We start from the raw sequence: 18,559 nt of genomic DNA, 5'->3' as shown, positions 1-18,559 counted from the left end.
GTTACCTCAGGTTAATGGTTCGTCGTTAGGCTCTTATAATCTCACTGCGTGGATCACACCTTTTCAAATTCTAATAAATAGCTTGTTTATCAGAATTTCAGCCATGCCAGAAGAGGTGAGTCATAGATAGCCAGACCTGTAATTCACTATCTCTGAAGCTCATCTATGCCATCAATTGATACCTTTGGTTTCTAACTATGAATGAATCAATCAACTTCATATCCTTCCCTCTTTATTTTCGGTGAATTTTACCTGTTTCTAATCCCCATATAAAACACCCCAGTTCTCTTGCGATAGCTGTAACGGCAACATTTCTAGGTTTCCCTTGATATATCATGCGATAATATTTTCTTTGTAACCTTTCTACAGCCTGATCCGCATAAGCAATCACTTCGCTTCGTTGCCCTTTTTGTCTTGCTTTCACTCGCTTCGATTTTAATCCGATTGTTCCTTTTACCAACGCATTTGCACATTCTACAAGAGTAGACCTAACGGTCGAATTTCCTTGTTTTGTAATCGAACGTCGACTGATTTTTTCTCCACTTGAGCTTTCGCTTGGTGTCAATCCTACATAAGCCATAAATGCTTTAGCCGTGGGAAAACGAGTGAAGTCTGCAATTTCCACATGAACAGTCATTGCCGATGTTGTATCTATACCTTTTAAGCATCTTAAATTTGCGATTGGTTCTTCGTACCTTTCACGATGAGATAATTCTTCTAATCTCAGACTGAACCGCTCAATTTTATCGACTAGAACATCATACTGTAATAGGTATTCGCCTAACGTTTCTTTGAATAATCCTTGTAGATCAAGATTCTTTAACCATTTCATATAAGCGATTGTCCAGCTTGATTTCCCTTCATACACATAGCCATGCCTTAAAAGGAATGCTTTTATCTGTTGTTTTATTTTTTTCAAAGATGTTTTAAAATCACCTAACATGCGGATATACTCTTTCACGGCAACATCCTCTTCTTCTGGAACATATACTTCTTTATAGGTGCCATTTGCTAAATTAAGAGCAATCATTTTGGCATCGAATTTATCATTTTTAACCATTTTATTTTTTGATGAACTGTACATTGTTGTGGGAGCTAAAATATCACAATCAATTCCATTTTGTTCAAGAAGATTATGAAGTGAATACCCTAAACAACCAGCCTCATATCCAGCTTTAATTTTTATATCTTCACCATATTTTGTTTTCAGTTTCTCAACGAATTTTTTTACGAGAGATACATTTGAAGCACATCGTGCTTCTCTTACAATTTCCCCAGTTGTTCCGTGTAGTGCACATAAGCTAAAACTTTCCTTGTGGACATCCATCCCAATATAGATTATATTTTCCATAGTGGCCTCCTATTATCATAGGGTATAACCCCATTCATAATGTTTTCATTCATTATTATGGGTTAAAATCCCTGACTTGATAATCTAGGAGGTCGCTTCATATTATCTCTCTATTTCAAGTTATGTACAAGCCCTAGAGAATAGACCGTTAAAATTTCGGCTATATTGTTAATGAGGTGAAATGAATTGAAGCTATTAATAGGAATATTACCAATCGCTCTATCATTCATTTTTTATTTGTCCGCTAAGCAACCAAAAATCTCTATTGTGCTACATATTTCTGCGTACTTGGCACTATATGTACTTGGTACAATTATTTCCATTAATATATACGATGTTTTAATACAAGATTTAGTTTTCATGACGAGCATTCATGGAATTTTACTGAATCCATTTTTCCTTATTGCAGGAGCGTATATAGGAACATACACTTTGTACCTACTTTTGTCTCACATTATTATGAAAATAAAAAATGGAGCGTAATGAAATGCAACCACCATTTATCTGTCATACATGCAAAAAAAGAATTGTGAGAAAGAAAGACCTTATTACAGCCACATGGTACTTCCGCTTTTATTTATTTCACAGTGATTGTTTTAAACGACAGCAAGTGTTTATCTCACGATTTCTCCCTGTGAATACACTTTTCAATTTCTTTCTTATTATATATGGACTTATTTTTGGCAGTATTCTTATGATTACAGAACCATCTATTATTTGGCTGACTTTCTTTTTTCCTATTTTTTATCGGTTTCTTTCTTATTATTATGTTGAACGTTTTTTCTCTACATAACGCGCAGACTGACCTCTCGGAATACTTAAACATTCCCACTCATTTTCTTTTAACATCTTCCCAATGTAAATAATCTGACCAATATGCAATGCATAATGAGAAATTTGCCTTTCAATTGCTTGCATGACAGTATGTGCTTCACCGCGAATGTATACCGTCTTCAATAAGTGTTCCGGCGTTAAAGTATTCATCGTATTAAAAACATATTTCCATCCTTCTTGCCAAGCTATAAGGGTTTCTTCTTTTGAATGATAGCATCCTTCAAATTCACCATCTCGATTACGATCTGTTTTTTCACCATCAGACGTTAAAAAATCCGTCCATCTAGAACGCATATTACCGTGCAGATGCTTAATAATAATCGCTATACTATTTGTTTCTTCATGAGAAGACCATTGTATTTGTTCATATGATAATTGAGAAAGTGCCCGTTCCCCTTGTTTCTTTGTTGCTTTAAAGTTCGAAATCGCACATTGCAAATATTCACGTCCGATATCCATATTAGCCCCTACCTTCACCCTAGCTAATTTTTGTTCCATTTGGCAATTCCATATTAGGCTGAAGTAACACAACATCATCAGCTTCAGGAACACCACCAAGCACAAGCACTTCTGATTTGAATCCAGCTACACGCTTTGGTGGAAAGTTTACAACAGCAACGATTTGTTGACCGATTAAATCTTCTGGAATATACCTTTTCGTAATTTGAGCACTTGACTGCTTTATCCCGATTTCTCCAAAATCTATTGCTAGTTTAATCGCTGGTACTCTCGCTTCTTTAAATTCCTCTGCATGTATTACAGTTCCAATTCTCAAATCCAAATTTAAAAAATCTTCAAAATTAGCCATTTATCATTCCCCCCAATTATTACTTAGACAAAATACAAAAATCCCCTTCAAAAAAAGAAAGGTGCCTAAGCACCTTTCTTTTGTAATTCACTTGATTCATTTGATTTATAGAAGAAGAAACCAAGAATCCCGCCAATACATGATGGAATTAACCATCCGATTCCTTCGTTATATAACGGTAACATTTGTAGTACATTAGAAATCGCGTCAATTTTAATTTTCGCACTTTCTAAACCGTTAAAGAAACTAATTAACAATGCACCTAAAATAGCTCCAATATAAATTGTATTACGCTTCCCAATCCACTTATGGAAATACGAAAGTACGATTAATACAATTGCAACTGGATAAATGATCATTAACACAGGTAATGTTACTGCGATTAATTGTGTTAAACCTAGGTTAGATACAATTAAACTAAATACACATACCATTGTTACAATCGTTTTATGCGAAAGTTTTGGGAATAAGTTTGTAAAGAAACCTGCACACGCAGATGTTAACCCAACAGAAGTTGTTAAACAAGCTAGTATAATAACAAGCCCTAATAAAATTTTACCACTCGTCCCATATAGCTCATTTACAACATTCGTTAAAATAAGGCCACCGTTTTCTGAGATACCAAGTGATGTACTTGTTGAACCAAGATAAGCAAGTGATAAATAAATTAACGTTAAACCAAGTACAGCAATAATACCTGATACTACTGTTATTTTTGCAATTTGACTACTCTCTTTTATCCCTTTAGAGCGGATAACTTGTACAACGACAATTCCGAATACGAGCGCGCTAATTGCATCCATCGTTAAATATCCTTGAATAAATCCACCAAAGAAAGCATTTTCTTTGTAAGCAGCTAACGGCGCAGCTGGCTCTCCAATTGGATCAATAATTGCCTTTCCGACAATAACAGCGACAATTAATACTAATAATGGTGTAAGAAACTTTCCGAACCAATCCACTAATTTAGATGGATTTAATGATAAATACCACGTTATTCCGAAGAAAACTATCGTGAAAAGAAATAGCATGTACCACTCTGAAACCATTGCCTCTGATAAAAACGGCTTCATACCCATTTCAAACGAAACAGCTCCAGTACGAGGAATCGCGAAAAATGGTCCAATTGCTAAATAACTAATCAATGGGAAAATAAACGCAAATATAGGGTGAACTCTAGAAGATAGCGCTTTCAAGTCCCCCTCTACAAACGCGACAGCTGTTACAGCTAGTAGGGGTAATCCGACTCCCGTTACAAGGAATCCTATTGTAGCAATCCAAACATTCTCTCCTGCTTGTTGACCTAAAACTGGCGGAAAAATTAAATTTCCTGCTCCTAAAAATAATGCAAATAGCATTAAACCAATTGCTACCGTATCACCTGGCCTTAAACGTCCCTTCATGCTCTTCATTTGCATAGCACTTTTTCACTGTTTATCTCTATATTTTACAATATGCTATGCATCCTCCTCTCTGCTCAAGATGATAAAATATGCCCCTTACAAAGCAGTGTCTTTCTCCATAATTTCTCCATTCCCCTTATTTTTACTCTAATCATTAATACAATTATTATTTTTAATTTTGATTTTTTTGAATTTTCAAATCACTAGAGTGTTATTACGTGGAGTGTAGATGTCAGACCTCTTTGTTTTTATCACACATATAGTAACATATTTAGTTGCAAAATAAAAACATATTTTCAAATTGATTTTTTTGAAAATCGAAATTATCTACATTTTTTATTCTCTTACACAAATATTGTTACAATCTCACCTATTATTCGATTGTTATTTTCAAATAACTTTATACACGTAACATACAAAAGCCATCTAATATATAATTAGATGGCTTTTGTATGTTACTCTATGGTTTCAACTTCACGTGGATTTTTCATCTCTTCCACATACACAACTCTAAATCCGTGATCTTCTAAATCTTTCAATAATGTCTCTAATTCACCGTCGTTAAACTCTTCTCCTAATGTAAACATAATTCTACGAACTAATAAGGCATCATTATCAAAAGTCATCAAACTTTGAATACCAGTGTATTTCTTTAAAACTGTCGATAATTTTTGGATTGCTCCATTATAGTCTTGCGTTCCAATCATGACAGAGTATTTACTAGAGTGAACGCCCCATGCATCCTCTAATAACTCAAAAACTTTTTTATGCGTTAAAATTCCAAGGAAAACCCCTTTTTCATCAACTACTGATAAATAAGGCAATTTTTTTATTGTAAAAAATACTTTAAAGAAAGATGAATCTTCTCTCACAAATCCTTCTTTATCGTTTAATAATTGTATTACACTCTCATCAAGTGATCCTTTATATTCTAAAATATCTACTTTATATATATTCCCTAAAAATTTCTCTTTTTTTTCATCTAAAACTGGTACACAACGATACCCCGTTTTATTTAAATGCTCTAACGCTTCCCCAATCGTAATCGAACTTGAGCACAGTAAAACTTCCCTTTTCGGCACGTAATTCCCTTTAATCCTCATAAAAAGCCTCCTTATGTTAAAATACTTTCTGTGCCATAACTATATTATATTTTCAGAAAAAAATAAATGATTTATTTTATTTTTCTGAAAATTATTCATTTTCTTGTCATAATTTATTCATGAATCCTTCACTTGTATATTTTTGCTATCAAATCTTCTCTCTGAATTACTAAATGAAAAATATATTGTAACTTCTTTCAAAAAAAGCTAAAATAAGAATAAGAATTTTCTGAATATTCTAAGAGTAGGTGGTTATATGTCCTTATTACGCTCACATATATGTAAATTTATAATTGGTGTTATTTTTGCCATAAGTCCTATTCCAGCTCTTTTTATTACACACAATTACTCCTATCAAAATGGATTTATTAGCATTTTTCAAAACTTCGCACAGCTTTCTTCTATATCAATTCCAAAGGTTGATTGGATGCATGAATCTATCTTTTTCTCAGCAAACCAAATGATACATACTTCTAATCATTCAACACCATTATTCCCTTACATATGGGAAATATATTTTATATCGATTGTTCGTTTTACTTTTACCCTTGCGATCGGATTTTTCATAAGTTTGGGTATCGGCCATTTATTTTTCAAAGTACCTAACTCGTTTAAAAAGTTTACTACTGTATTGAAATGGATACCTTACTCTTTTTGCACTGTAGTATTACAATGTTCAGTCTTATTACTACTTCTATACATCGCACAATTTATAAACCTTCCTTACTACTCATCATTTATCATCGTATGTAGTACTTCCATGATTATCGTTATGCAAGCAGTAAAAAAATGGATTCCTTTCTTAAAAAACACAAATGAATATGAAATAAAACATGATTCTTTTCTTGTAGACACATTGTTTTTAGCGCTTACTTCAAATCATAAATCAATTTTAGGTTCCATTATTCTTTCATTCGTTTTTATGGAATGCGTTTTTCATGCAAATGGACTGTTACAATTTATCGTTCAATTTGGCGGAAATTCACCTATAATTGTTACAATCGGCTTATTACTACTCTATATCCCATATAGCATACTTTCTTTCCTTCAAACACTATGGACCACAAACTACTCCAAGCAACAGTCATACACTTTAACGAGAAGTGTTCCAAAACCTTAATTTAAAATAACCCTCTATAATCTAAAAGTAGGGGGTTATTCCTTTTGTATAGCGGACAAAATAACAGCAAATTCAAAAACTATTACAGAAACATACCAATATTTACCCTTTTCCTTTGACTATTCTTTTCATTTGGATTTATTATAAAAGTATAACATAATTGCAGGAGGTGACATCTTTATTCCAAACCTTGGAATGGAGAACACGCTTGGACATATTAAATATTTTTCTCATCTTTGTACTTATTCTTATTTCTGGCTTTTTCGTTGCATCAGAATTCGCTGTTGTAAAAGTACGAAAAAGTCGAATTGACCAACTTGCAAATGAAGGTAATAAACAAGCTTTAGCTGCAAGAAGCGTCCTATCTAATTTAGATGTTTATTTATCAGCTTGTCAGCTCGGAATTACAATCACTTCTTTAGGGCTTGGTTGGCTTGGTGAACCGACTGTGGAACATATACTACGACCGCTCTTTGAAAAAATTAATATTACTGGAACAATGGCTAACACTTTATCTTTTGTTATTGCTTTTAGTGTTATTACATTTTTCCACGTTGTATTAGGTGAATTAGTTCCAAAGTCTTTCGCAATTCAAAAAGCAGAAGCAATCACACTCAAATTTGCAAGACCGCTTATTTTATTTGATAAAATTATGTATCCATTCATTTGGCTACTCAATAGTACAGCTATATTTTTCACAAAACTACTCGGATTAGAACCTGCGAAGGAAAGTGAACTTGCTCATTCTGAAGAGGAATTGCGACTCATTTTAGGTGAAAGTTTTAAAAGCGGTGAAATAAACCAAACCGAATATAAATATGTAAATAACATTTTTGAATTTGATGATCGAGTTGCGAAAGAAATTATGGTTCCTCGTACCGAAATGATTTGCTTGTCTACTGAAAATACGTTAGAAGAAAATATGGATATCGTCGCTACTGAAAAATATACACGCTATCCAATCATTGAAAAAGATAAAGATGATATCATTGGAATGATCAATACGAAAGAAGTATTCCATGATCAAACGAAAGGTATTTATAAACCACTTGAATCTTATATACATCCTGTTCTAACTGTATTTGAAACAGTTCCAATTCGTAAAACGTTAGTCCACCTTCAAAAAAATCGCGTTCAGATGGCAATCGTTATGGATGAATATGGTGGTACTGCCGGACTTTTAACGATGGAAGATATTCTTGAAGAAATCATTGGAGAAATTCAAGATGAATTCGATGCTGATGAATCACCTATGATTGAAAAGCGTACACCTAAGCTTACTGTTTTAGATGGAAAGGTGCTTATTTCTGAAGTAAATGATATGTTTGGCCTACATATTGATGATAGTGATTTAGATACAATCGGAGGATGGCTTCTCTCTCAAGCAGTTGACTTAAATATTGAAGCTGGCTATTCCATTGAATATGCTGGTTTTCAATTTAAAGTATTAGAACTTGATGGACATCAAGTCAAAAAAGTTGCTGTACATAAACTAGATATTAAAAAGGAGCTATAAAGTGACTGTTTTATTAACAATTTGTATCATTGCCTGTTTCGTTGTTTCATTTCTCGCCTTTATTTATCCAATTATCCCTGGCATACTAGCTGTCTGGGCTGGATATTTGATTTACCATTTCGGTATAAATGGAGGCGAATTAACAACTTCTTTTTGGATTATTCAAGTCATTTTCACTCTTTTCATTTTCGTTGCTGATTTTATTGCAAATGGATATTTCTTAAAAAAATACGGTAGTTCTAAATGGGGCGAACGTGTCGGAATGATTTCTATCATTGTCGGCTCGTTCTTCTTCCCACCATTCGGACTTATTATCATACCGTTCTTATCAGTATTTATAACAGAACTAGTACATAAAAAATCGCCAAAAGATGCTTTTCTAGTTGGAGTCGCTACTGTAGTTGGTTTTTTAAGCAGTACAGTAGCGAAAGCAATTCTCCAAATCATTATGATTATCATCTTCTTGTGTTATATCATCTTTTAACCATCCCGACTTCGGGATGGTTTTTTAATATGCAATACCTACTCGACTATTTTCATATATATTTTTCTTACATAGATCCCATGCAAAGTGTGCTGTATCACCCACTGTAATTTTTGATCCACCCTCTGGCAATATATCTTTTTCAGTTCGATATACCTCTGTCGCCTCACCATCTATTAAATGTGTCGGACAAACAACTGTCCAACATAAATTATTACTATTACTTAGTACCTTATATGCAGCCAAATGATCTTCCGCTGCCGTTGTCGTTTTCCTTTTTGATTCCGGTGATTGAAAACGATATAAATTTAGATCTGTTCTTGCTTGTAAAATACCAGCTGTTCCTATTGTTATGATTCTACGAATCCCTTCTTCTTCCATTTTCTTTATAATTTGTGGCATACTCTTCGCTAATGTTCCATTTTGATCCGTTCCAAGTGCACTAATTACTATATCGCTTCCTTCTATCGCTTTCTTTATATCATTTTCGTTCAATACATTCCCTTCTATCACTCTTAACCTTTCATGTTGTATTTCTATTCTATTTAAATCACGCGCTAATGCAGTCACTTCAGCTGAATCCTTTAATGCTAAATTAATTATGTTTGAACCTACTCGTCCTGTTGCTCCCAATATACATACTTTCATTTGTTTTCCCCCTCTTTCATTCTCTTTCTATTTTTCAATAATCTCAGTCAATTTACAACAAAAAAGCTTCCTCATATATAAGAGGAAGCTTTATTATTACTTTATTTCTTTTCTTTAGAATCAGTAGACTTCTCGGTTCCGCTTGTTTCTTTATCCTTTTTGTCCTCTTGTTGTGTTGTTGTGTCGTCTTCTTTCTTCTTGTCCTCACCTTTACTACAACCTACCATTAATAAAGAACTTGCAAGTGCCATAGCAGTTAATGATTTAACCCATTTGTTCATTTGCGTTTCCTCCTTGTGATAGAATATGTACAACCTCATATTACTCTCTATTTTTAAAGGAGAGATTGAAAAACAGTAAATATACGGTGAATTTTTGTAAATTTTCCGATAACAAAACCTAATTTTAATTTATATATTTCATTTCCAATCGATACACAATAAAATTAGTTTTTTTCTCTCAATGGACGTAAAAAAACTAAGGCGCATACCATTTCGCCTTAGTTTCTCATGCAAACTTTTCATTTTCATATAGATGTGTAATCTTATATTCCTTCTTCATAACATATTGCCACACACTATAAGCGTAACGGTTCATTTTCAGGAAACAATTTTCCAAAAATGAGCGAAACTCTGGGTTAGCAACTTCCACTGCAACTTGAGCAAACTTTAAAGCTAATCGTTTCAAATGCGCAATATAACTGGTTGCAATATGAATATCCCCTGTATATTTACTAACTGTTTCCTTTTCCATTTCATGCAAATCAAACTCCGTTGTTTCACAGGTTATATGCTGCACATTCTCTCCTTCTTGAAAATTTACTTGTTCATTATATGCTTGTAACATATATGGTAAATGGTGCTGTAATAGATTTTTTAATTCTTCGTCTCTGACCTTTCCAGCATACTCTCCAACCTTGTATATTAGCATATAACTATATTCCATTAATTCTTTCATACAGTCCATTAAAGCGCCTCCCTTCTCTTTTGTCCATATACTATAAATATGATGCTAAAACATTCGCTATTCTCGCTAAAAACCAATCCCATCTACTAATTTTCTCAAAATCTTCTTCAGAAAATCGTTTTGATTTATGAAAGTCTACCTGTAATCGACTCCATACTTCATCAACAACTGTTTTATCATATATGATACAGTTAGACTCACAATTTAAATAAAAACTTCTATTATCAAAATTCGCTGTCCCAATATCAACAATTTCTCCATCAATAATTGTTACTTTCCCATGAAAAAATCCATTTCGATATTGATAAATCTCCGCTCCAGCATGTAACATATCTTTCAAATATGGATAGGCAGCTTGTTTTAACAATATGGCATCACTTTTAAATGGCACGAGAATTTTCACATTAACACCACGATTTAATGCAGCTTTTAACTCTTTCACCATTTCTTTACTTGGTACAAAATATGGTGTAGCGATAATTAAAGACTTTTTAGCCTTTTTTAAAAGTGCCCCATACTTTTCCCATAAGCCTTTTCCATTTGAAAATAAATATTGATATTTCACATTCCCTAATGTAGGTATACTTTCATGTATAGGCATTTTTTCTCCTGTATCTTCTTTCCAATCTTCGGCGAACTTTCTTTCCATATCCGCTGCACCCTCACCATGGATGCGCACGTGATAATCACGCCATGGCCCAAACTTTGGATTTTGTCCAAGGTACTCCTTTCCGATATTAAAACCACCGACGTATGATACCTTTCCATCTATCGTAACAATACGTCTATGATTCCGTTGATGCAAAGAATAGAACACATTTTTCAGTTTCGGTTTTTTACTAAATGTAAACTTCACACCGTTTTCCTTTAATCGGCTAATTACCTTTTTCTTCAGCTTATATCCACCTATCCGATCGACTGACAATTTCACTTCTACTCCGCTAGATGCTTTTTTCTCTAATAACTGTAAAAACTCTTGGCTTATTTCATCTTTTCCTACAATATAAAAATGGATATATATATACTTTTCTGCATCGTTTATATCCTCAAATAATTTTCTATATAACTCTTCACCGTTCGTATATAATTGAAATTCACCTAATCGAACTTGTCCTAATTCATATTCACTAGCCATTTCCTTCCCCATTTCCACATCGATGTTCATCCAAATGAATACACCTATTAAACAAAGGATTATAGCGAAAAAGTGCTTCATGGATAAATTCCTTTCTCCACTTACTGTTATTTCTATATCTTCCCTTTTTTATTACATTATCATTCAAGAAAATATGTCATTGCATGATATATGTCCATATCAAACAATAGCTCATTTGCATATTGTATGTTGTATCTTAAAATAAAAGGAGGAAATAACAATGGGCTTCGCACATGGTAATGGATTTGCGCTATTAGTCGTATTATTTATCCTCTTAATCATCGTCGGTGCTGCTTGCTTCTGCTAAGTAGCTACTGTCATATGATATGTGGATGAAAAAACTATAAAAGCGGACACCTATTTTTAGGTGTCCGCTTTTCATTTTAAAACCATTTCCGACTGCTATAGTAACTTAAATGGCTAAATATTCATCTCAAAAGGTTAACAATGTGGCTACTTTCTTACTCTCTGCCTTACGTATATGACGCTGTTCTGCACGTAACACAGCAATACGATGTAATTCTTTCTCTTCTTCTGTTTCAGGGATAACACGCGGTACTGGAACTGGATTATTTTCCTTACTAAGTGCCACAAAAGTAACGAATGACGTTGCCGCTATACGCTTCTCACCTGAAATTAAATCTTCAGCTACTACCTTCACAAACACTTCCATCGAAGTTCTTCCCGTCCAAATTACGAATGATTCATAACTAACACAATCTGAAGAACGAACAGGATGTAAGAAATCGACCCAGTCCATAGATGCTGTGACACATTCCTTTCTCGAATGTCTGGATGCTGAAATAGAAGCAACCATATCCATCTCCGCTAATATCTTCCCACCAAATAGCGTGTTATGATCATTTAAATCTGTTGGGAATACTCGGCTCGTTTTGAACACCCTTGACTCATTGGCTGTTTTCCCCTTTACTTCTGTCATTGTTATCACCCCTTTAATGATTTATCCCTAATATTTCAATAATCACTATACTAAATGAACTACACGTTTAATATTAACAACATTCAGAACTTTTAGTCCACAAAAAAGAACCGATTTTATCAATCGGCTCCTCTAAATACATATTGTTCTTTCGGCTGTTCAACTTTATTCCATTTTGTTACTTCTAATACAGGAATATTCGCATGAAACGGCTGATAAAACTCAGTAGTTATCTCTCCTTCTACTTGAATCCAGTCATCATTATTCCACTCTACGCCTTCTGGCTTTTTCACTAACATACCATACACACCAGAATCTGCTACGCAATGTATAATACCGAAACGGAATAAGAAGTATTGTTCTTTTTTAGAAGAATCATCCCTAAAAACAAACCCTTTAAAAGATAATTTTTTCCCAGTAAACTCGCCAGGATAATTATAAATTGTTTCCATACCCTTTAGGAAGTCTTCATCTTTCAAATTAATATTGTCTTTCGTAACAAACTCTTTCTTCCCTTTTTCCATTACACCACGGTATCCTTCTTTCCCGTAATAAATGCTCGTATCAGGTCTTAGAAATTGTCTTGTCATAAATGGATCCTTACTTTCTGCTTGTGCAACAGGAAAGTGAAATCCTTTCGCTTTAACAATATCCGAATCTAACGTCGCAATTGGGAAAAATAACCCTGAGATAATTGGAAAACAAAACAAGGAGTACGAAAATGCTTTTTTCCACCATGTATTCTCATCTTTTGAATGATCATGCCCGCAATGGCTATGGTCACAACTGCAATCATTTTTCTCTTTTTCCTTTTGGTGCTCTTTTTGGAAAACGACGATAATTTGTATAATCGTTAAGAAACCTAAAATAATTGCTGCTGTTGTTGATAAATAGGCATACTTCATATTGATATACTTCGTAATGTTACCGGAAATATGAAGCTGCGCAATTAATATTGTAAAACCTAATAATATATATGCTCGAAACATAACCTACCACCCCATCGCATAAATGAGTAGTGAGCTTGCATAAACAACAAGAGTAACTGTAACTATAACAACAATTACAAATTTAGTTTTAAATGTCGCAAGCATCATAAACATATTTTTAATATCCACCATCGGTCCATAAACGAGGAACGCGACAAGTGAAGCTGTTGAAAACGTACTTTGGAACGAAGAAGCGATAAATGCATCTGCCTCTGAACAAAGTGATAATATATAAGCAAGTCCCATCATAACAGCTGATGAAGAAAACGGACCTTGTCCAATAGCAAGAAGTGTTGAAGTTTGTACAAACGTTTGTACCGCTGCTGCAATTAACGCACCTAGTACTAAATATTTTCCCATTGAGAAGAATTCCTCAACAGCGTGTGTACATACATCCCACATTTTTTTACGCAGTGGACGCTTATTATTCACTTCTGGGAAGTGATCATCTCTTAATTGATGTTCTTTAAACATAAAGGATAATATAATTCCAACGATAATGGCTACGATAATCGCTACAATAGAACGATACCATACCATGTGCATACTACTCCCAAAGGCAACATAAGTAGCAAATAATACAACTGGATTAATAATAGGTCCAGTTAACATAAATGCAATCCCTGCGTATGGTGGAACGCCTTTTCCAATTAATCGTCTTACAATCGGAACAATCCCACATTCACAACCTGGAAACAACATACCTAAAAAAGTAGCTAATAAAACAGACAGAAATCGGTTCTTCGGCATCCATTTTGCCACCATATCTTCTGTCACGAACATTTGAATGAATCCTGAAATAAATACACCAATGAGCACGAAAGGAAGTGCTTCGATCAATATGGAGATAAAAATTGTATTCATTTGCAGGAATGCTTTCGGTAATTGAAACAATTCCATGATGTATTTCCTCCAACTTTTCATTAACAATATGTAATTTTAACCCCATTTCATTAATTGAACAAGGTTTATATGGCATACATACCCTTTATATACATTACATTGTACAAGTTATATTCTATTCAAAATTTGAGATTTCATAGCAAAAAAGCTGCTCTAGCGTAGTTATATAACTATGCTAGAGCAGCTTTCTTATCGTTAAAAGTAACGTTTCTTCCAAAAAACAAAAGCTAACGTGAAAGATAGTGTTACACATATGATGAGTACAATTACAAAACCGTGGGCTTCCCCTTCAAACGGAACCTTTACGTTCATTCCAAAGAAACTAGAAACCATCGTCGGTAAAGATAAAATGATCGTAATTGACGTTAACAGTTTCATAACACTATTTAAATTATTTGATATAACGGAGCTAAAAGTATTCATCATTCCACTTAAAATGTGACTATATATTTCCGCCATTTCAATAGCCTGTTTATTTTCAATTAATACATCTTCTAATAAATCTTGATCGTCTTCATACATTTTTAAAAATGTACTATTACGCATTAACTTTTGAATTACAATTTTATTAGCCTTTAATGACGTTGTAAAGTATACTAAACTTTTCTCAAGGCCTAACAATGTGAAAATCTCTTTATTTTTCATTGACTGATTTAATTGATGCTCTAAATCAATTGTTTTTCGATTTATTTGCTTTAAGTATCTTAAATAATAAGTAGAAATCGTATATAAGAGCTGAAGTGCAAAGCGCGTCTTCTTAAACGTATAAAATTCTTTAATACGTTGATTAATAAAACGTTCAAAAATTGGATTCTCTTCTAAGCAGATTGTAACAAAACAATCCGGCATCACAATCATACCTATTGGAATCGTGTCATAAATCGAATTTCCTTCTTCATCATGTCTAACTGTCGGAATATCCACGATAATTAAAGTATTATTGTCTTCCTTTTCAATACGAGAGCGTTCTTCATCATCCAAAGGGTCTTTAATGAAATCTAAGTCTACATTTAAAGTTTGTACTAGATATTGAATTTCTTCTTCTGTTGGATGAAGTACATTAATCCAGCACCCCTTTTGCATTTCCTCAATCTCTTGTAGTTTTCCGTTTCGGTCTGTTAAATATATATTTAACATACTATCACCCCGATTCTTTTTACATGTAGGAATCTACCTCTCTTAAATCACAGTTTTTAAACCGCCATTCTCAGCATATGAAACATACGTTTAAATTTCAATAGAAAAATTATTTTGAAAACGTTTTTATAAGAAAAATATTATAAAGTGAAACTTTAATCAGTGGGGGGCTTCATCCTCACTAATTATTAGCCCTTACAAATCGGGCTTTTACGGGTTATCCGCCCCCAACCAAACTTCTTTTCTTTCGCTGAATTGTGCGGTGAGGGTCTCACTGCCCGTTAAAGCGGGATAAACATAGAAAAAGACAGAGTGCTCTCTGCCTTAAAAGCTTATGTTGCCTTTATAACATATTTAGAAAGCATCCACAAGTTAAACCCGACTGAAATCGTATAGCCCGCGTATGTTGAAATGATAAAACTTACATAATCGAAATACGTAAGCAATACAATATTTAAAACTATCTTCACAATAATTCCAATCACTAGTCCTAGCACCGTCTTCTGCTGTTGATTGATTCCTTGTAGCATAGCAGCCGTTACTGTAAAAAGAGAAAATAGTATGCAAGCAGGAGCATAATACTGTAAAATGATTCTCCCCATCTCTGGATCATTTCCAGCACCGAATAAAAGAGTATATACAGGTTTGGCTAACACCATCATTCCAATTGCCGCCGGTACCGTAATTGCTACTACTAATACATTTGTTCTCGTAAAATGTTTGTACAATAGCTTCGTATTTCCTGCTGTGTAAGCTTTCGTCATCTCTGGTACGAGAGACATACTAAAAGCTGTCGCAACGGATACCGGGATAAGTACAACCATTTGAACAAGACCAATTATCGCATTAATTTTTTCCGCTTCTCCTTGCATATACCCTATTTGTATAAGTAGTTTATTAATTGTAAATGTATCAATCGTCTGATACAACGGAATTGCTAAGCCCACCACAACAAAAGGAATAGAATATGTAAAGAGCTCCTTATACAATGAGAAACAAGATTTCGTTGTTTGTGGTATACTTTCCATCTCTTTTTTCTTTAAGTGCCTTCTCCTTCTTATATAATACGCACTTAAAACAGTTAATCCACCTACAGCTCCCATAAATGCACCGAACGTTGAAATACCAACCGCTAGCGAAACAGAAGCTTTTAAAACATATAAAACGACAAAGCTTCCTATTAAAATGGTTAAAACCCGAAAAAATTGCTCTACAACTACACTTAATGCAGAAGGCCCCATCGATTGGAATCCTTGAAAGAAGCCCCTTAATAAACTCATTACTGGCACAAGTATTAACGCAAAACTTACAATTCGAATATTAGTAGTAACCGCTCCTACACTATTCCCCGTTTGATCATTCCCATCGATGACAAGTTTAGCTAAATGCGGAGCTAGCATATATAACGTAAAACACGAAATGACTCCCATTATAAACATAAACACGATTCCACTTTTCAACACTCTCTTAACCGTATGATAATCATTCAGTTGATCATATTTTGATACCATCTTTGAAACAGCTAGCGGTAATCCCATTGTTGCTATACTGAGCATGATGGTATAAGGACGATATGCATATGTGTATAGAACGTAACCACTCGTACCGACCATCGCTGTAAATGGTATAACATATATAAACCCTAACATTTTTGATATCATCGTTGCCATCGTTAAAAATATAGTTCCACGTATAAACGGTGACCCTTTCATCACATTCCTCCGCTACGCTTTATTATTACACATTATGGACAACTCCTTTTCTTTAGAACCGAAACAAACAAAAAAAGCCAATGAAAAATCATTGACTTTAACGCGCTGCTTTTTTCTTTTTGAAATATTTTAAACCAAAGTATAGAGCAATAAAAAGAACAGCTCCTATAATTATGTAATGTGTGTAATCAGATGCATACTCTTTAATTTGTCGCCAATTCCCACCAAGTTTTTCACCTAAGTATATAAATAGAATTGACCATGGAATGATCGCTACAACCGTATAAAGTGTAAATAGTTTTAATGGCATCTTAGCTAGTCCTGCTGGAATAGAGATCGCATGACGTACTACTGGGATAAAGCGCGCAGAAAATATTACGCCTGCTCCATAACGCTTAAACCAACCTTCCGCTATGTCTAAATGATGTTTATTAATAAGTAGATATTTCCCATATTTCTCTACAACCGGACGCCCTCCGTAGTATCCAAGCCAGTATAAAAAGATTTGCGCTAAAGTACCACCAATCGTTCCGGCGATAACTGCACCCACAAAACTAATTTTACCATTCGCTACTAAAAAGCCAGCATACGAAAGTACAATTTCACTCGGGATTACTTCAATCATTAAAGCAAGAGCTACTCCAAAGTAACCTAAGCTTGCAAAAAATTGCAATAACTGATCTATTATGTTTGCTAACATGTTCTTTTTTATCTCCTTTTTTCTTCACATACCATCCCATTATTACATAAAGGCTGCAATCTGCCAATATCTTCATTTTAACAATATGTACAATTCAAGCAGGATTAATCTATTAATTTCTCTTTCTGCGGGTCTTTCATGTAGGCAAACATCTCTTTAATTTGGTCTTCTGTATTTCTAGCAATTGATAAATTAGGCAATTCATTTTCACCAAAAAACTCCACCTCTTCTGTTTCAATACTAGTTTTCTTTTCTCCACCAATAATCTCGCATCCAATGAAAATCTTATATACATGCGTCGCCGATGGAGATGGTTGATGTTTTTCTTTATCAAATATAGCTAGTAACTTAAAATGACCTACCTCATAACCAGTCTCTTCGAAAACTTCTTTTGCTGCAACTTCGGTTGGCGTATAACTGACATCAGCCCATCCACCTGGCAATGCCCATTTCCCATCGCTTTTTTCTTTCACAAATAATAACTTTTCATTTTGAAAAACAACCGCTCTTATATCAACTTTAGGTGTTTGATAGCCTGTCTCACTTGCAAATAATTTCTCTACGACTTCCCAATCTGTTTTCGTGTAATGTGACATCATTGAAATAGAAATATCTCGTAATTGCTGGAAACGCTCAATATCATACACATCCTTAGAATACGTTAAACCCGCTTGAGCTATAGATTGTATTTGTTTTACCCAATCAATCCATTTAATCGTCATATATCCGCATCCCCATTCTCTATCAAATATATTACTTCATTTTTATTGATACATCTTTATTATACAA

Annotated in this window: 22 protein-coding genes; 6 read left to right on the top strand and 16 right to left on the bottom strand. The window is 34.0% G+C overall.

Annotated features, from left to right (window positions below):
- Window positions 1-232: 232 nt before the first annotated feature.
- Window positions 233-1,351, bottom strand: a complete 1,119-nt coding sequence (locus tag MHH55_RS04295) for an IS110 family transposase (RefSeq protein WP_340880263.1) — start codon at window positions 1,349-1,351, stop codon at window positions 233-235.
- A 186-nt stretch (window positions 1,352-1,537) separates the two neighbouring features.
- Between MHH55_RS04295 and MHH55_RS04290 the strand changes: the two genes are divergently transcribed.
- Entirely contained in the window at window positions 1,538-1,834 is a 297-nt protein-coding gene (locus tag MHH55_RS04290) for a hypothetical protein (RefSeq protein WP_000770738.1), read from the top strand.
- Between the two features lie 4 nt (window positions 1,835-1,838).
- Window positions 1,839-2,144 carry a hypothetical protein gene (locus MHH55_RS04285; RefSeq protein ID WP_002164560.1) on the top strand — a complete coding sequence of 102 codons (306 nt, stop codon included), beginning with the start codon at window positions 1,839-1,841 and terminating at the stop codon, window positions 2,142-2,144.
- Here MHH55_RS04285 and MHH55_RS04280 read toward each other — a convergent pair.
- From MHH55_RS04280 to cbpA, 4 genes are all read right to left on the bottom strand, one after another.
- The gene (locus tag MHH55_RS04280; protein ID WP_000435830.1) at window positions 2,117-2,683 is read right to left on the bottom strand and encodes a DUF1572 domain-containing protein; all 567 of its coding nucleotides are present in this window, start codon (window positions 2,681-2,683) and stop codon (window positions 2,117-2,119) included. The two genes, MHH55_RS04285 and MHH55_RS04280, sit on opposite strands and share 28 nt — an antisense overlap.
- Window positions 2,664-2,993 carry a chaperone CsaA gene (csaA, locus tag MHH55_RS04275; protein ID WP_001263013.1) on the bottom strand — a complete coding sequence of 110 codons (330 nt, stop codon included), beginning with the start codon at window positions 2,991-2,993 and terminating at the stop codon, window positions 2,664-2,666. The genes MHH55_RS04280 and csaA overlap by 20 nt, the downstream gene beginning before the upstream one ends.
- Window positions 2,994-3,058: 65 nt before the next feature.
- Window positions 3,059-4,396 carry a branched-chain amino acid transport system II carrier protein BrnQ4 gene (brnQ4, locus tag MHH55_RS04270; protein WP_011110049.1) on the bottom strand — a complete coding sequence of 446 codons (1,338 nt, stop codon included), beginning with the start codon at window positions 4,394-4,396 and terminating at the stop codon, window positions 3,059-3,061.
- A gap of 455 nt (window positions 4,397-4,851) precedes the next feature.
- The gene (gene cbpA, locus MHH55_RS04265) at window positions 4,852-5,499 is read right to left on the bottom strand and encodes a cyclic di-AMP binding protein CbpA (protein ID WP_001220526.1); all 648 of its coding nucleotides are present in this window, start codon (window positions 5,497-5,499) and stop codon (window positions 4,852-4,854) included.
- A gap of 256 nt (window positions 5,500-5,755) precedes the next feature.
- On the opposite strand from cbpA, the gene MHH55_RS04260 reads away from it, so the two are divergent.
- From MHH55_RS04260 to MHH55_RS04250, 3 genes are all read left to right on the top strand, one after another.
- Window positions 5,756-6,619 (top strand): hypothetical protein, encoded by an 864-nt coding sequence (locus tag MHH55_RS04260; RefSeq protein ID WP_078186770.1) that lies wholly within the window; start codon window positions 5,756-5,758, stop codon window positions 6,617-6,619.
- A gap of 208 nt (window positions 6,620-6,827) precedes the next feature.
- Window positions 6,828-8,135 carry a hemolysin family protein gene (locus tag MHH55_RS04255; protein ID WP_000353738.1) on the top strand — a complete coding sequence of 436 codons (1,308 nt, stop codon included), beginning with the start codon at window positions 6,828-6,830 and terminating at the stop codon, window positions 8,133-8,135.
- A gap of 1 nt (window position 8,136) precedes the next feature.
- Window positions 8,137-8,619: a DUF456 domain-containing protein gene (locus tag MHH55_RS04250; protein WP_000217339.1), complete on the top strand. Its 483-nt coding sequence runs from the start codon at window positions 8,137-8,139 to the stop codon at window positions 8,617-8,619.
- Window positions 8,620-8,643: 24 nt separating this feature from the next.
- Here the strand turns inward: MHH55_RS04250 and MHH55_RS04245 are convergent, their stop codons facing one another.
- The 4 genes from MHH55_RS04245 to cls all read right to left on the bottom strand — a co-directional run bounded on the left by MHH55_RS04245 (window position 8,644) and on the right by cls (window position 11,449).
- Window positions 8,644-9,267: an NAD(P)-dependent oxidoreductase gene (locus tag MHH55_RS04245; protein WP_000861647.1), complete on the bottom strand. Its 624-nt coding sequence runs from the start codon at window positions 9,265-9,267 to the stop codon at window positions 8,644-8,646.
- A gap of 101 nt (window positions 9,268-9,368) precedes the next feature.
- Complete coding sequence (locus MHH55_RS04240) at window positions 9,369-9,548, bottom strand: hypothetical protein (protein WP_001045960.1); 180 nt, start codon at window positions 9,546-9,548, stop codon at window positions 9,369-9,371.
- 226 nt (window positions 9,549-9,774) lie between these two features.
- Window positions 9,775-10,233, bottom strand: coding sequence for a spore coat protein (locus tag MHH55_RS04235; RefSeq protein ID WP_078186764.1), 459 nt, complete (start codon window positions 10,231-10,233; stop codon window positions 9,775-9,777).
- Between the two features lie 31 nt (window positions 10,234-10,264).
- Window positions 10,265-11,449: a cardiolipin synthase gene (cls, locus tag MHH55_RS04230; RefSeq protein WP_002023919.1), complete on the bottom strand. Its 1,185-nt coding sequence runs from the start codon at window positions 11,447-11,449 to the stop codon at window positions 10,265-10,267.
- 160 nt (window positions 11,450-11,609) lie between these two features.
- On the opposite strand from cls, the gene MHH55_RS04225 reads away from it, so the two are divergent.
- Entirely contained in the window at window positions 11,610-11,696 is an 87-nt protein-coding gene (locus MHH55_RS04225; RefSeq protein ID WP_000505094.1) for a YjcZ family sporulation protein, read from the top strand.
- A gap of 126 nt (window positions 11,697-11,822) precedes the next feature.
- On the opposite strand, the gene MHH55_RS04220 is transcribed toward MHH55_RS04225, so the two are convergent.
- The 7 genes from MHH55_RS04220 to MHH55_RS04190 all read right to left on the bottom strand — a co-directional run bounded on the left by MHH55_RS04220 (window position 11,823) and on the right by MHH55_RS04190 (window position 18,492).
- On the bottom strand, window positions 11,823-12,329 hold the full coding sequence (locus MHH55_RS04220) for an acyl-CoA thioesterase (protein WP_000141164.1): 507 nt from the start codon (window positions 12,327-12,329) through the stop codon (window positions 11,823-11,825).
- Between the two features lie 119 nt (window positions 12,330-12,448).
- A complete protein-coding gene (locus MHH55_RS04215; protein ID WP_000488043.1) occupies window positions 12,449-13,318 on the bottom strand; it encodes a TIGR03943 family putative permease subunit in 870 nt (289 codons plus the stop codon).
- Window positions 13,319-13,321: 3 nt separating this feature from the next.
- A complete protein-coding gene (locus MHH55_RS04210) occupies window positions 13,322-14,218 on the bottom strand; it encodes a permease (RefSeq protein WP_000418716.1) in 897 nt (298 codons plus the stop codon).
- A gap of 198 nt (window positions 14,219-14,416) precedes the next feature.
- Window positions 14,417-15,358 (bottom strand): magnesium transporter CorA family protein, encoded by a 942-nt coding sequence (locus MHH55_RS04205; RefSeq protein ID WP_000932389.1) that lies wholly within the window; start codon window positions 15,356-15,358, stop codon window positions 14,417-14,419.
- A gap of 332 nt (window positions 15,359-15,690) precedes the next feature.
- Entirely contained in the window at window positions 15,691-17,070 is a 1,380-nt protein-coding gene (locus MHH55_RS04200; protein WP_078186765.1) for a putative polysaccharide biosynthesis protein, read from the bottom strand.
- 97 nt (window positions 17,071-17,167) lie between these two features.
- Entirely contained in the window at window positions 17,168-17,770 is a 603-nt protein-coding gene (locus tag MHH55_RS04195; RefSeq protein ID WP_000880691.1) for a DedA family protein, read from the bottom strand.
- A 104-nt stretch (window positions 17,771-17,874) separates the two neighbouring features.
- Window positions 17,875-18,492, bottom strand: coding sequence for an NUDIX hydrolase N-terminal domain-containing protein (locus MHH55_RS04190; RefSeq protein ID WP_078186766.1), 618 nt, complete (start codon window positions 18,490-18,492; stop codon window positions 17,875-17,877).
- Window positions 18,493-18,559 lie beyond the last annotated feature (67 nt).

The organism is Bacillus sp. FSL K6-2944 (assembly GCF_038005385.1).
Lineage (GTDB): Bacteria > Bacillota > Bacilli > Bacillales > Bacillaceae_G > Bacillus_A > Bacillus_A cereus.
The sequence above is the reverse complement of the archived record's forward strand: the minus strand, read 5'-3'. Positions and strand labels throughout refer to the sequence as shown.

Coding starts and splice junctions, on each gene's coding strand:
- MHH55_RS04295 (WP_340880263.1), bottom strand. CDS start 1,351: ATGGAAAATATAATCTATATTGGGATGGATGTCCACAAGGAAAGTTTT.
- MHH55_RS04285 (WP_002164560.1), top strand. CDS start 1,839: ATGCAACCACCATTTATCTGTCATACATGCAAAAAAAGAATTGTGAGA.
- MHH55_RS04280 (WP_000435830.1), bottom strand. CDS start 2,683: ATGGAACAAAAATTAGCTAGGGTGAAGGTAGGGGCTAATATGGATATC.
- csaA (WP_001263013.1), bottom strand. CDS start 2,993: ATGGCTAATTTTGAAGATTTTTTAAATTTGGATTTGAGAATTGGAACT.
- brnQ4 (WP_011110049.1), bottom strand. CDS start 4,396: ATGAAGGGACGTTTAAGGCCAGGTGATACGGTAGCAATTGGTTTAATG.
- cbpA (WP_001220526.1), bottom strand. CDS start 5,499: ATGAGGATTAAAGGGAATTACGTGCCGAAAAGGGAAGTTTTACTGTGC.
- MHH55_RS04260 (WP_078186770.1), top strand. CDS start 5,756: ATGTCCTTATTACGCTCACATATATGTAAATTTATAATTGGTGTTATT.
- MHH55_RS04245 (WP_000861647.1), bottom strand. CDS start 9,267: ATGAAAGTATGTATATTGGGAGCAACAGGACGAGTAGGTTCAAACATA.
- MHH55_RS04240 (WP_001045960.1), bottom strand. CDS start 9,548: ATGAACAAATGGGTTAAATCATTAACTGCTATGGCACTTGCAAGTTCT.
- MHH55_RS04235 (WP_078186764.1), bottom strand. CDS start 10,233: ATGGACTGTATGAAAGAATTAATGGAATATAGTTATATGCTAATATAC.
- cls (WP_002023919.1), bottom strand. CDS start 11,449: ATGAAGCACTTTTTCGCTATAATCCTTTGTTTAATAGGTGTATTCATT.
- MHH55_RS04225 (WP_000505094.1), top strand. CDS start 11,610: ATGGGCTTCGCACATGGTAATGGATTTGCGCTATTAGTCGTATTATTT.
- MHH55_RS04220 (WP_000141164.1), bottom strand. CDS start 12,329: ATGACAGAAGTAAAGGGGAAAACAGCCAATGAGTCAAGGGTGTTCAAA.
- MHH55_RS04215 (WP_000488043.1), bottom strand. CDS start 13,318: ATGTTTCGAGCATATATATTATTAGGTTTTACAATATTAATTGCGCAG.
- MHH55_RS04210 (WP_000418716.1), bottom strand. CDS start 14,218: ATGGAATTGTTTCAATTACCGAAAGCATTCCTGCAAATGAATACAATT.
- MHH55_RS04205 (WP_000932389.1), bottom strand. CDS start 15,358: ATGTTAAATATATATTTAACAGACCGAAACGGAAAACTACAAGAGATT.
- MHH55_RS04200 (WP_078186765.1), bottom strand. CDS start 17,070: ATGAAAGGGTCACCGTTTATACGTGGAACTATATTTTTAACGATGGCA.
- MHH55_RS04195 (WP_000880691.1), bottom strand. CDS start 17,770: ATGTTAGCAAACATAATAGATCAGTTATTGCAATTTTTTGCAAGCTTA.
- MHH55_RS04190 (WP_078186766.1), bottom strand. CDS start 18,492: ATGACGATTAAATGGATTGATTGGGTAAAACAAATACAATCTATAGCT.